The organism is Pseudomonas sp. GZD-222 (assembly GCF_049310525.1).
In the GTDB taxonomy this organism is placed as follows: domain Bacteria; phylum Pseudomonadota; class Gammaproteobacteria; order Pseudomonadales; family Pseudomonadaceae; genus Aquipseudomonas.
In genome coordinates this window covers 1-12517 of the sequence record NZ_JBMOWO010000066.1, presented here as the reverse complement: position 1 = coordinate 12517, position 12517 = coordinate 1, and the positions used below count along the sequence as shown (strand labels likewise).

Here is a 12517-nt window from a genome sequence, read left to right as displayed (position 1 = left end):
CCCACACTCTCCCCTCTCCCTCCCCCCCCCCTCCCTCTGTCTTCCTCCTCCCCCCCCCCCCCCCCCCCCTCGACTTGCCCCGCGATTGCGTCAGTGCAAAATCTGCGCGAGAAAGCCCTTGGCCCGTGCAGTTTGCGGATCATTGAAGAACGCCTCCGGGCAGGCATCTTCAATAATCTGCCCACCATCGAGAAACAGCACACGCTCGGCGACCTGACGGGCAAAGCCCATTTCGTGGGTGACGCAGAGCATGGTCATGCCGGTGTCGGCCAGTTTCACCAGCACATCCAGCACTTCGGCGACCATTTCCGGGTCGAGTGCCGAGGTCGGTTCGTCAAACAACATGATCTTCGGCTTCATGCACAGCGCGCGGGCAATCGCCACGCGTTGTTGCTGGCCACCGGAGAGCTGGCTGGGGTATTTGTTGGCCTGGCTCTCGATACCCACTTTGTTCAGGTAGAAGCGTGCACGTTCCTCGGCCTCCTTGCGCGACAGGCCGCGCACGCTCATCGGCGCCAGGGTGCAGTTGTCCAGCACGCTCATGTGCGGGAACAGGTTGAAGTGCTGGAACACCATGCCGATTTCACTGCGCACGTCGGCGGCCTGGCGGGTGGTCAGGGCCAGGTCGGTGTCGTTGACACGAATGTGGCCTTTTTCGGCGATTTCCAGGCGGTTGATGCAGCGGATCAGCGTGGATTTGCCCGAGCCCGAAGGCCCGCACAAGACAATGCGCTCGCCTTCGCGCACGTTCAGGTTGATGTCGCGCAGCACATGATAGGCGCCGTAGTGTTTGTTCAAGCCCTCGATGCTTACGACGATCTTGCGCGCGTCGGCATGGGGAGCAGGGTTGCTTGCTGCAAGGCTCAGTGAAGCGGTCATATTGTTATTCTCCCGCGATCAATTGAAGCGTGCCGCGCTGTAGGGCGCAGGGTCGGTAAAGGTGGGTTCGCCGCTGATCATCTCGGCCAACAGGCGGCCGCTGACCGGCCCCAGCGTCAGGCCGTGATGGGCGTGGCCGAAGTTGAACCACAGGCCCTTGTGGCGTGCCGCCGGGCCGATCACCGGGCGCATGTCCGGCAGGCACGGGCGGCGTCCCAACCAGGGCTGGGCGTCGAGACGCTGACCGAGGGGGAAGATCTTGCGCGCCAGCACTTCACAACGCTTGAGCTGAATCTCGTTGACCGCATCGCTGCTCGCGGCAAACTCGATACCGGTGGTCAGGCGAATACCCTGGGCCATGGGCGCGAGCACATAACCGCCTTGGCCATCGCAGATCGAGTGCTTGAGTTCGGCACCCTCAAGGGCGCGGTAATGCATGTGGTAGCCGCGTTTGATTTCCAGCGGGATGCGGTAGCCCAGGGGCTTGAACAGGTCGGCTGATTGCGGACCGAGGGCAATGACCACCTCGGGCGCAGTAATCGGCCCCTGACGGCTGTCCACCTGCCACTCGCTGTCGATCTGGCGCAGGGTGCGCGCATCGCCATGAATGAATTGACCGCCACGCTTGACGAACAGCGCCGTGTAGCCGCGGGTCAGGCCACCGGGATTGGTGACGGTCTTGGGGTCGAGCCAGTGAATGCCGCCCACCGCGTTGTCGCTCAGGTCGGCTTCGCGGGCATGCAATTGCTGACGATCCAGGATCTCGTAACTCAAACCGTAGGGCGTCAGCGCCTGGGCATCGGCCTTGGCTTTGGTAAAAGCGGCGTCGTTGCGAAACACCTCGATCCAGCCATTGGCCTTGACCAGGTCTGCAAGCCCTGCGGCTTCGATCAGCGCGTCGTGTTCTTCCACACAACGTTGCACCAGCGGCAGCATGGCGCGGGTGGCGACGTTCAGGCCGCTGGTGGAAGAGTTCTGCCAGTACTTGAACAGCCAGGGAGCGATCTTGGGAATGTGCGTCAGGCTATAGCGTACGTCCGACTGGCGATTGAGCCCGTAGCGCAGCAGGCTCGACAGCTCGCGGGGAAAGGCATAGGGGATTACGCTGGAACGCTCGATCAGACCGGCGTTGCCATGGCTGGTGCCGCTACCGGGCTCGTCGCGGTCGATGAGGATGACCTTGCGACCGCGGGCCTGCAGGTGAAGGGCCGTGCTGACGCCGACGATACCGGCACCCAGAACGATGGTTTGACAATGCATTGGAACGGTCCTCACAGCAGGCTATCAGTGCAGGTGGCGGCCCAGGCGGGCTTCGATGTGTTTCAGGCTACGGCGCACGATTTCGACGATCAGCAGGTAGAGCACGGCGGCCCACAGGTAGATCTGGAAATCGAAACTGCGCGAGAAGGCCAGCTTGGTCACGCCCATCAGGTCGTAGATGGTCACCAACGAGGCAATCGCGCTGGCCTTGATCATCAGGATCAGTTCATTGCCCAGCGGGCCGATGGCAACGATCATCGATTGCGGCAGGATCACCTTGAAGAAGGTCGTCGAGCGCTTCAGGCTCAGGGCCTTGGCCGCTTCATACTGGCCCGGGGCAACCGCGAGCAGGGCGCCACGGAAGATCTCCGCCTGGTAGGCGGCGGTGTTGAGGACGAAGGCCAGCAGCGTGCAGTACCAGGCTTCGCGGAAGAACCACCACATCCCCACGTCCTGCCAGAAGCTTTTCAGCGATCCAAGGCCGTAGTACAGCAAGAACAGCTGGGCCAGCAGCGGCGAGCCGCGGAAGAAGTAGATGTAGCCGGCGCTCAAGCGCTGCAACACCAGGCTGTTGGACAAACGCGCCAAGGCCAGGAGCATGCCGAGCAGGGCGCCTAGGGTGAAGGAAATCGCCACCAGCTTGCCAGTGACCAGCAGGCCGTCGATAAAGCGCGGGCCGTAGCGCTCCAGCAGATCGGGATCGAGGACCAGTGCCAGCAGTTGATCGAAACTCATGTCCGGGCACTCCGCAGGTGGCGACTGAAGTACTGCTCGATGTAGACAAACACCCGTCCCGACAACGCCGAGAACAGCAGGTAGCCCAGGCAAGCGACGCCATAGAAGAACATCGGTTCCTTGGTCACGCTGACCGCGAGGTTGGTCTGGCGCATCAGGTCGACCAGGGAGATGGTCGAGACCAGCGAAGTGTCTTTCAGCAGCGACAGCCAGTTGTTCGACAGGCCTGGCATGGCAATGCGCACCAACTGCGGAAAGATCACTTTGCGAAAGGTCGTGGCCTTGCTCAGGCCCAGGGCCTGGGACGCTTCGTACTGACCTTTGGCGACGGTTTTGAAGGCGCCGAGCCAGATCTCGCTGGAGAAGGCGGCAAACACCAGGCTGAAGGCGATCATCGCGGCCAGGAAGGTATTGATCAGTACTTCGCCTTCGTAGCCCATGGCCGCGAGGATTTTCTGCGCGGCGATCTGGCAGCCGTAGTAGATGATCAACAGCGTGAGTAATTCAGGCAGGCCGCGGAATACGGTGGAAAAGACCGTCGCCGCGGCGCGCGGGAAGCGCTTGCGCGAGCGCGCCATCAAGGCGACGCCCAGGCCCAGCGGCAAGCCGATCGGCAGGCAGGCCAGGGCCAGGGAGATGGTCACCAGCGCGCCGGCCAGCAGGGCCTGGCCCCAGCCGCCGCTGGCGAAAGATAACAGGGACAGTTGTTCGAGCATGGGCGAACCCTCTCGGTTCAAGAGTGTGTGGTGCTTGTGAGGGCGTTATCGCGGGGGGAGGGCAGGCACCACCCACACCGCAGCGACCCCCCACCCCCCACCCCACCAAGAGTGTGGGGTGCTTGTGAGGGCGTTATCGCGGGGCAAGCCCGCTCCCACCGGAGCGGGCTTGCCCCGCGATCAGTCACTGATAGATATCGAAGTCGAAGTAACGACTGGCGATCTTCTGGTAGGTGCCGTTGGCGACGATCTCGTCCAGGGCCTTGTTCAGGCGCTCGCGCAACGCTTCGTCTTCCTTGCGCACGGCGATCGAGGCGTCGGCCTTGGTGCCGTTGACGTCGCCAAGGATCTTGCAGCAGTCCTTGCCGGCCTTGCCCAGCCATTCGGTCAGCGGGAACTTGTCGGCGATCACGCCATCCAGACGGCCGGCGGCGAGGTCGGCGTTGGCTTCATCGAGGGTCGGATAGAGTTTGACGTCGGCACCGGCCTTACCGTAGACGTCTTCGGCGTAGATCGCCTGGGTCGAGGAAGCCTGGGCGCCAACCGTGAAGCCTTTGAAGTCGGTCTGTGCGTCGGTGATCTCGCTGTCTTTAGGTACGGCTACCGACAGCGGGGTCTTGTAGTAGTGGTTGGTGAAGGCGATTTTCTTGCGCCGCTCTTCGGTGTTGATCATCGACGCCACCACCGCGTCGTATTTCTTCGCCATCAACGCCGGGATAATGCCCTCCCAGTCCTGGGCTACCAGGGTGCATTCCACCTTCATCTGCTCGCACAGGGCTTTGCTGATGTCCACATCAAAGCCGTGCAGCTGGTTATCCGAATCGACATAGTTGAACGGCGGGTAAGCGCCTTCGGTGGCAATCTTCAGGGTTTCGGCCTGAGCCAGGGTTGCACCGGCGAGCAGCAGGGCGCACGCACCTGCAAAGCGGATAACGGGTTTCATGTCACACCTCGATCTGTTGTTTGCACTCTTGCTATTGTTTGCTCGCTGACGTGTAGCCAACGAATTCATTGTGTAGAGCGGCAGTTGCTTCCAAGCGTTTTTCAACATCCGGTCCAAGCTTCTTGCAGACCTCGTTGACCATCAGGTGTACCCACGACAGCATCGTCGCGGTGGACTCCCAGAACAGATTGAATTCGGTGGGGATACGAAACACCTCAGCGGCGTTGGCATCGGCCCAGTCACAGAAGGTGTCGGTAACCAGCGTTACCGGGATGCCCGCTTCGTGCGCTTTGTGGCACAGGGTCAGGGCATGGCGTGAGTAACGGCGCGCTTCGAACACCACCAGGGCGCAGTCGGCCGGGTCGCTGAGCAACACCTCGCCAAAATGCCCGGCACTGCCATCGACCACTTGCACGCCGTCACGCAGGTATTGCAGCAGGTGGGCCATGCACTGGGCGATGCCGCGCTCGGTCTGAAACCCGGCGACAAACACCTTGCGCCGCTGCGCCAGACGCTGGCTGACCGTTTCCCAGGCGGGGGTGCGGCTGTATTCGTAAACCCGCACCAGCGCGCCGACTTCCTGTTCCAGGCTGCGGGCGAGGCCAGCAGCATCCTTGCCATGCTGTTGGCGGAATTCTTGCAGACGATCACCAACCAACCACGGGCCATCGCCCAGGTCGTCCTTGAGATCGTGTTTGAGCGCCTTGAGGTGTTCGTAACCCAAGGCCCGGCAGAAACGCCCGACGCTGGATTCGCTGACGCCGATTTTCGCCGCCAGGCTTGCCGAGGTTTCGAACGGCAGGTCGGTGAGGTTGGCGAGCATGTAGCTGGCGATCTTGCGCCCGGAAGCCGCGGCACTGTGCAGGCTGTTTTCCAGGCGTTGTTTGATCGGTTGGCTCACGGCGTTTCTCGAAGGCGGTTGCACGTGGAAACAGAAAATGAATGTTTTCTGTCATCAAGTCAACATTTGACAGTTTGCTGTCACAGGAGGAAAGTTTCGCCATTGCTCATCGCTGTCGCCCATTCCAAATCCAATAAGGGAGCTTCAGATGTCCGCACGCACCGACACCGCAGTCACGCAGATTGCTTTTGCCGACCTGCAGGCCTTGTTGCAGCGTATTTTTGTTCGCCATGGCACCAATGAAGCGGTGGCCCGCGCGCTGGCGTTCAACTGCGCCAGCGCCCAGCGCGATGGCGCCCACAGCCATGGCGTGTTCCGCATTCCCGGTTACGTTTCGACCCTGGCCAGTGGCTGGGTGGATGGTAAAGCTGTGCCGATAGTGACCGATGTAGCCAGTGGCTATGTCAGCGTCGATGCCAAGGGCGGTTTCGCTCAGCCGGCGTTGGCTGCGGCACGTGAGCTGCTGGTGGCAAAGGCCCGCAGTGCCGGGATTGCTGTGTTGGCGATTCACAATTCGCACCATTTCGCCGCGCTGTGGCCGGATGTCGAGCCCTTCGCCGATGAAGGCCTGGTGGCCCTGAGTGTGGTCAACAGCATGACCTGCGTAGTTCCGCATGGTGCCCGCCAGCCATTGTTCGGCACCAACCCGATCGCCTTTGCCGCACCCTGTGCCGGCAGTGATCCGATTGTCTTCGACATGGCCACCAGTGCCATGGCTCACGGTGATGTGCAGATTGCCGCGCGCAAAGGCGAGCAACTGCCGGATGGCATCGGTGTAGACAGTCAGGGTGAGCCGACCCGTGATCCACAGAAGATTCTCGACGGCGGTGCGCTGCTGCCGTTTGGTGGGCATAAGGGCTCGGCCTTGTCGATTATGGTCGAGTTGCTGGCGGCGGCGCTGACCGGGGGCAATTTCTCCTGGGAGTTCGACTGGTCGCAGCACCCCGGCGCGAAAACACCCTGGACCGGACAACTGATCATCGTCATTGATCCGCGCAAGTCAGCCGGTAACTGCTTTGCCGAGCGCAGCCATGACCTGGTGCGGCAGATGCAGGCGGTGGGATTGCAGCGCATGCCGGGTGAGCGGCGTTATCGCGAGCGCGAATTGTCCGCGCGCCAGGGGGTGACGTTGACCGTACAAGAGCTGGAGCAATTGCAGGCGTTGACCTGAGCACACAAGCCCCATCGCCAGCCTGGCCGACGATGGGGCTTGTGGTTACAGGCCTTTAGGTTTCCAGGTACTGGTCTTGCTTTGCGGATCCGTCACCGGCTCGCGGTAGTGATTGCAAAAGCCCTGGGTATCGGTGGAAGCAGCAAAACCGGCGGCGTTCTGCACCACTACGTAGCTGTTGGTACCCGTCCAGGTCACAATCCAGGGGATGCGTACGTTGCAATCGAAGTCGCGCTTGCCGGGCTGTAACGGGTTCAGCGAAGTACAAAGTTGTCGCAGCGTCGCCAGGTCCATGAACATCACCGTGTTCGGGTATTGGTGACCGAACTCTTCGACCCGCGCCTGCAGGGTGATACCCGCTCGGTGTGTCACCGCTTCACGGGTGTTGTCGATCTGCTGGTTGAGAATGAGCATTGCCTCTACAGGCACTTCAAGGTCGCGTTGTATCAACTGGTTATAAAGATCGTCGGGTTGGCGCTGGCCAAGGATACGGACGTGTTTGACCAGAAAGTCGGATGTGCAGTTACACATGTTGGTGTCCTCGCGGCAGCCCTTGCGGGCTGCGTTGTGCAAGTTGATTGAGCAGAGGCTTGTCAGTGTTGAAGGTCTTGCGCCGAGGTTTTGCCTGGCCATACACCGGTCATCAGGATTTCCCGGCTTCCAGTCAGCCACTGGCCCAGCGGGCTCGGCCAGCTGAAGCTGTAGTTGTCACTGTTCATCACGCCCTTGAACTTGACCTGGGCGGTGATGTTGGTGGCATTGAGGGGGATGTTGCCGACTGTTTTCGACAGCCCGCCACTGAGGCTGAACGATTGATGCTGCTTGCCCGTAGGGGTGTCGTAGTCGAGCGAGATATCGGTGATGTAAGTGCAGCCGGGCTTGTTGTTGAACAGAATCTGCAAGCCACCCAGGCGATTGATCCAGTTCGGGATCAATAGCTCACCATCGAACGAGGCAAAGGTGTAGGCAATCGGGATCGGCTGACTGGCCAGGGTGCTGGCCTTGTCGGGCCACAGGTGCTGGTCGACGCTCTTGGTCTGGTTGGTGGACACGTAGGAGCCCTTGGCGTCGGCGCTGGCCAGCAGGTCCTGGACGCCACCCACGGAACCGGTGACAGAGAAAGATGAGCTGTCATCTTGCGAGCCGACGTTAAGGCCGCTGGTGGCATAGATGACGCTGGTGACCACGCCGAAGCCCTGGGCGATGCCGGTGCTTGAGGCCATGCTGACACGCGTCGCCTGGTCTTTGAGCCACTGCAAGGTTTGCGCTTGGGTCAGTTGGGTGAGGTCGGCAAGGTACGCTTCGGAGGAAATGCCGAATTCCGAGGCGATGGAGCCGGTGGAGGCAAAGTCCCACTTCACTTCGGTGCCTGCGGTGATCTTGATCCCGGTTTCCGGGTCGGTGGCCGAGCCGTCCAGGGTGACGCTGCTCTGTGTGCGCTTCACATTGCTTGACGACAACTTCCATTGGTTCGGCGCATTGCGCGTACTGATGGTCAGCCCGGGTGTCTGCTCCTGCACCAGGGTGAAGTCGCCATTGTCGGGAGAAACAAAGCCGACGCTGCCGACCTTGAGTTTCTGGTCGAGGGTCCAGTTGCCCCAGTAAGCAGCACGGCCATTGCGGATCAGGTCGGTGAACGAGCGATTCCAGTTCATGAGGTGTATTCCTTTTCCATTGACGGTTCGAGTGGGCCGAACAGCGACTCGCAGCGACAATCCCTGCCGCCGACCACCGGGTTGAACAACATCGGCGAGGCCATCGTTGCGCAGTGCCAGGCGCCGGAACATTCGGCAAATGCGGTAGAGGAAGGGGTGTTTGGGCCCGACTTGACAGGGGTAGGGCAGCTCCTAGGCTTGGTTTGCAGGCACGGGCCCACTGTGCTGCAGCGGCGGACCGTTCAGGGAGCGAACATGCGATTGAGCGACCGGGAGACCGAAGTGCTTTCGTGGGTTGCGCGAGGGTTGACTGATCGCGAAGTCGCACACCGGTTGTCCATCAACTTTTCCACGGCGCGTAAACACCGCGAGAATCTTCTCGACAAACTCAAGGTCGGTAGAGCCAGCGCGCTGGTGGCCATTTATCTGTGCCTGGATCCAGCCCCGACCTTGCGGCCGGGCAGGTAAGGTCATCGACGCCGCTGTCTGCACGTGAACAGCACGTGCTTGGTTATCTGGCCCAGGGGCTGAGCGACAAGCAGGTTGCCCGCGCGCTGGGTATCAGCGACCAGACCACCCGCACGCACCGGCGCAACATGCTCGGCAAGACCGCGAGCGCCAATGTTTGTGCCTTGTTGTACCTGGCCTTCACTCAAGGCTGGCTGCCCTGGCCGTGTAACGGCCAAGGCATGCACGGGTGCACAGATTAGTTGCATGAAAGGTCATGTTGCTTCGGCGCGGCTACAGGTATCCTCGGCAGAGTTTTTCTCGATTTGCCCAGACCCAAGGAGCTGCACGCTGTGTTCAAACATGTCGATGCCTACGCCGGCGATCCGATTCTGTCCCTGATGGAGACCTTCAAGGCCGACCCGCGCGCCAACAAGGTCAACCTGAGTATCGGTCTGTATTACGATGCCGCGGGCGTGGTGCCGCAGCTGGCCGCTGTCGGCGAAGCTGAAAAGCGCATAGCCGGCCAGCCGCACGAGGCCTCGCTGTACCTGCCAATGGAAGGCCTGAGCGCCTATCGCCAGGCGATCCAGGCCTTGCTGTTCGGCGCGGATCATCCTGCGGTGCAGGGCGGTCGCGTTGCTACCGTGCAGACCGTCGGTGGTTCCGGTGCGCTGAAAGTCGGTGCCGACTTCCTCAAGCGTTACTTCCCCGAATCGCAGGTGTGGGTCAGCAATCCGACCTGGGACAACCACCGGGCGATTTTTGAAGGCGCCGGGTTCAAGGTCAACACCTACCCGTACTTCGACCAGGGTACCCGTGGCCTCGATTTCGACGGCATGCTGAGCACCCTGCAGGGCCTGCCGGCCAACAGCATCGTGCTGTTGCATCCGTGCTGCCACAACCCGACCGGGGTCGACCTGAGCCAGGCGCAATGGCAGCAGGTGATCGAGGTGGTCAAGGCGCGCAACCTGATCCCGTTCCTCGATATCGCCTACCAGGGCTTCGGTGAAGGCCTGGTCGAGGATGCCTACGCGATTCGCGAAGCGGCCCGCGCCGGTGTGCCATGCCTGGTAAGCAACTCGTTCTCGAAGATCTTCTCGCTGTATGGCGAGCGGGTAGGGGGCCTGTCGGTGGTCTGCGACGATGCCGACACCGCGCAAAGCGTACTCGGCCAGCTCAAGGCCACCGTACGCCGCAACTACTCCAGCCCGCCGAACTTCGGCGCCCAGCTGGTGGCTGCGGTATTGGGTGACGCTGTTCTCAATGCCCAATGGGCGGCGGAAGTCGAGCAGATGCGCCTGCGCATCCTCGATATGCGTCAAGGGCTGGTCGATGCCCTGGCCGTGCTGCTGCCAGGCCAGGACTTCCAGTTCTTCCTGAGCCAGCGCGGGATGTTCAGCTACACCGGTTTGAGCGTCGAGCAGGTGCGTCGCCTGCGTGACGAGTTTGGCGTGTACCTGATCGACAGCGGCCGGGTGTGCATGTCTGGCCTGCGTCCGGACAACCTGCAGCAGGTGGCTGAGGCTATCGCGGCAGTGCAGGCCTGACCCTGTAGGAGCGGATTCATCCGCGATGGCCTGCGCAGCAGGCCCTCTTCTGGGGCCGCGCTGCGACCCATCGCGGATGAATCCGTTCCTACGGTATCCCTTGGTGCAACCGCTCCGTCGGACAGGGCTTCTCAAGTGCAACCAATGGGCGCACAATCGCGCCCCTCTTTGTATGGTTGAGGGGCGGTGATGCCTCTGGGTCGCCACTCTCAGCCCTGTTGCAGTCTTGCGAGTGGAGTTGCACCCGGATGAACGAGCAGGCCCCAAGCGTTGAACAACGCTTTGAATCGACCCCAGCCGCCCTCAGCAGCTGGTCCCGTCAGGACACCACCTGGATGCTGGGCCTGTTTGGCACAGCCATCGGCGCCGGAACCCTGTTTCTGCCGATCAACGCCGGGCTCGGTGGCTTCTGGCCCTTACTGATTCTGGCCTTGCTGGCCTTCCCGATGACCTACTACGCGCACCGCGGTCTGACCCGCTTCGTGTTGTCCGGTCGCGAGGGCGGCGACATCACTGACGTGGTTGAAGAGCATTTCGGTCTCAGCGCCGGTGCCGTGATCACCTTGCTGTACTTCCTCGCCATCTTCCCCATTCTGCTGATCTACAGCGTCGCCCTGACCAACACCGTCGGCAGTTTCATGGAACACCAGCTGCACATCGAGCCGCCACCACGGGCGGTGCTGTCCTTTGTGCTGATTCTCGGTCTGCTGGCCATCGTGCGCTGCGGCGAACAGGCCACGGTCAAGGTCATGAGCCTGTTGGTGTATCCGTTCATCGTCGCCCTGGCATTCCTTGCCGTGTTCCTGATCCCGCACTGGAGCGGTGGCATCCTCACCACCGCCAGCGAGCTGCCGTCCGGTTCGGCCTTCCTGCATACCCTGTGGCTGGCGATTCCGGTCATGGTCTTCTCCTTCAATCATTCGCCGATCATCTCGGCCTTTGCCGTGGACCAGAAGCGCCAGTATGGCGTGCATGCCGACGAGCGCAGCGGGCAGATCCTGTGCCGTGCCCACCTGCTGATGGTGGCCATGGTGATGTTCTTCGTCTTCAGTTGCGTACTGACCCTGACCCCGGCACAGCTGGCCGAGGCCAAGGCGCAGAACCTGTCGATCCTGTCGTACCTGGCCAACCATTTCAGCAACCCGACCATCGCCTTCGCCGCGCCGGTGATTGCCTTCATCGCCATCGCCAAGTCGTTCCTTGGCCACTACATCGGTGCCAGTGAAGGTCTCAAGGGTCTGGTCGCGAAAACCGGTAAACGTCCGGGCGCCAAAGCGCTGGATCGTATGACTGCAGCGTTCATGCTGGTGATCTGCTGGATCGTCGCTACCCTCAACCCAAGCATCCTCGGCATGATCGAGAGCTTCGGTGGTCCGGTGATTGCGGCCATCCTGTTCCTGATGCCGATGTACGCCATCCGCAAAGTGCCAGCCATGCGTAAATACAGCGGGCATCTGTCCAACGCGTTCGTGGTAGCCGTCGGCTTGGTAGCGATCTCGGCCCTGGTTTACTCGCTGCTGGGTTGAGTGCTGATTGCCTGGGCGCTGGATTGTCAGCGTTCAGGCAATGTTTTTGTCCACAATTTATGCGTGGAAATTAAACAATTTATCTCTGCCCATAGGTCGCCGGGCACTTTCATGATTAACTCTGGTCCTTTACTCACCCCGCATAAGGACTCAGCTCATGGCTCAAGTGACTCTTAAAGGCAATCCGGTTCAGGTCAACGGCGAACTGCCGAAGGTCGGCTCGAAAGCGCCAGCGTTCTCCCTGGTTGGTGCAGGCCTGGCTGACGTGACCCTGGCCAGCCTGGCCGGCAAGCGTAAAGTGCTGAACATCTTCCCGAGCGTCGACACCCCGACCTGCGCCACTTCGGTGCGTACCTTCAACAAGAAAGCCAACGAGCTGAACAACACCGTGGTGCTGTGCATCTCCGCTGACCTGCCATTCGCGCAAGCACGCTTCTGCGGTGCCGAAGGCCTGGAAAACGTCCAGAACCTGTCGACCCTGCGTGGCCGCGAGTTCATCGAAAACTACGGCGTTGCCATCGCCGACGGCCCGCTGGCCGGCCTGACTGCCCGTGCAGTCGTGGTACTGGATGAAAACGACAACGTGCTGCACAGCGAGCTGGTTGGCGAGATCGCTGAAGAGCCGAACTATGAGGCTGCTCTGGCAGTATTGAAGTGATCTGATTGCCCCTGTGGGAGCGGGGGGGGGGGGGGGGGGGGGGGGAGGGTGTGCGGCATCAAAACCATAAAGAAAA

14 protein-coding genes are annotated in these 12517 nt (G+C 61.4%); 6 read left to right on the top strand and 8 right to left on the bottom strand.

Annotation, left to right across the window (positions count from 1 at the left end):
• Positions 1 to 90: 90 nt before the first annotated feature.
• The 6 genes from ACO6VD_RS12090 to ACO6VD_RS12065 form a co-directional block, all read right to left on the bottom strand.
• Positions 91 to 879: an amino acid ABC transporter ATP-binding protein gene (locus ACO6VD_RS12090; protein WP_422419304.1), complete on the bottom strand. Its 789-nt coding sequence runs from the start codon at positions 877 to 879 to the stop codon at positions 91 to 93.
• A gap of 18 nt (positions 880 to 897) precedes the next feature.
• Complete coding sequence (locus tag ACO6VD_RS12085) at positions 898 to 2139, bottom strand: NAD(P)/FAD-dependent oxidoreductase (RefSeq protein ID WP_422419302.1); 1242 nt, start codon at positions 2137 to 2139, stop codon at positions 898 to 900.
• A gap of 24 nt (positions 2140 to 2163) precedes the next feature.
• On the bottom strand, positions 2164 to 2874 hold the full coding sequence (locus ACO6VD_RS12080; protein WP_400170709.1) for an ABC transporter permease: 711 nt from the start codon (positions 2872 to 2874) through the stop codon (positions 2164 to 2166).
• Positions 2871 to 3590: an ABC transporter permease gene (locus ACO6VD_RS12075; protein ID WP_422419300.1), complete on the bottom strand. Its 720-nt coding sequence runs from the start codon at positions 3588 to 3590 to the stop codon at positions 2871 to 2873. Before ACO6VD_RS12075 ends, ACO6VD_RS12080 begins: the two co-directional genes overlap by 4 nt.
• A 184-nt stretch (positions 3591 to 3774) precedes the next feature.
• Positions 3775 to 4533 carry a transporter substrate-binding domain-containing protein gene (locus tag ACO6VD_RS12070; RefSeq protein ID WP_422419299.1) on the bottom strand — a complete coding sequence of 253 codons (759 nt, stop codon included), beginning with the start codon at positions 4531 to 4533 and terminating at the stop codon, positions 3775 to 3777.
• 31 nt (positions 4534 to 4564) lie between these two features.
• Positions 4565 to 5434 carry a MurR/RpiR family transcriptional regulator gene (locus ACO6VD_RS12065; protein ID WP_422419297.1) on the bottom strand — a complete coding sequence of 290 codons (870 nt, stop codon included), beginning with the start codon at positions 5432 to 5434 and terminating at the stop codon, positions 4565 to 4567.
• 148 nt (positions 5435 to 5582) lie between these two features.
• Here ACO6VD_RS12065 and ACO6VD_RS12060 point away from each other — a divergent pair, with 148 nt between their 5' ends.
• Positions 5583 to 6605 (top strand): Ldh family oxidoreductase, encoded by a 1023-nt coding sequence (locus ACO6VD_RS12060; RefSeq protein ID WP_422419296.1) that lies wholly within the window; start codon positions 5583 to 5585, stop codon positions 6603 to 6605.
• 45 nt (positions 6606 to 6650) lie between these two features.
• Here the strand turns inward: ACO6VD_RS12060 and ACO6VD_RS12055 are convergent, their stop codons facing one another.
• Both ACO6VD_RS12055 and ACO6VD_RS12050 read right to left on the bottom strand, forming a co-directional pair.
• Positions 6651 to 7136, bottom strand: coding sequence for a hypothetical protein (locus tag ACO6VD_RS12055; protein ID WP_422419295.1), 486 nt, complete (start codon positions 7134 to 7136; stop codon positions 6651 to 6653).
• A gap of 62 nt (positions 7137 to 7198) precedes the next feature.
• Positions 7199 to 8260, bottom strand: a complete 1062-nt coding sequence (locus ACO6VD_RS12050) for a hypothetical protein (protein WP_422419294.1) — start codon at positions 8258 to 8260, stop codon at positions 7199 to 7201.
• 255 nt (positions 8261 to 8515) lie between these two features.
• Here ACO6VD_RS12050 and ACO6VD_RS12045 point away from each other — a divergent pair, with 255 nt between their 5' ends.
• From ACO6VD_RS12045 to tpx, 5 genes are all read left to right on the top strand, one after another.
• Positions 8516 to 8728 (top strand): response regulator transcription factor, encoded by a 213-nt coding sequence (locus tag ACO6VD_RS12045; protein WP_400170702.1) that lies wholly within the window; start codon positions 8516 to 8518, stop codon positions 8726 to 8728.
• On the top strand, positions 8689 to 8970 hold the full coding sequence (locus tag ACO6VD_RS12040) for a response regulator transcription factor (RefSeq protein ID WP_422419293.1): 282 nt from the start codon (positions 8689 to 8691) through the stop codon (positions 8968 to 8970). Before ACO6VD_RS12045 ends, ACO6VD_RS12040 begins: the two co-directional genes overlap by 40 nt.
• Positions 8971 to 9060: 90 nt before the next feature.
• On the top strand, positions 9061 to 10257 hold the full coding sequence (locus tag ACO6VD_RS12035) for an aromatic amino acid transaminase (RefSeq protein ID WP_422419292.1): 1197 nt from the start codon (positions 9061 to 9063) through the stop codon (positions 10255 to 10257).
• Between the two features lie 248 nt (positions 10258 to 10505).
• A complete protein-coding gene (locus tag ACO6VD_RS12030) occupies positions 10506 to 11783 on the top strand; it encodes a serine/threonine transporter (RefSeq protein WP_422419291.1) in 1278 nt (425 codons plus the stop codon).
• A gap of 157 nt (positions 11784 to 11940) precedes the next feature.
• Positions 11941 to 12441 (top strand): thiol peroxidase, encoded by a 501-nt coding sequence (tpx, locus tag ACO6VD_RS12025; protein WP_400170698.1) that lies wholly within the window; start codon positions 11941 to 11943, stop codon positions 12439 to 12441.
• The last annotated feature ends 76 nt before the right edge of the window (positions 12442 to 12517 follow it).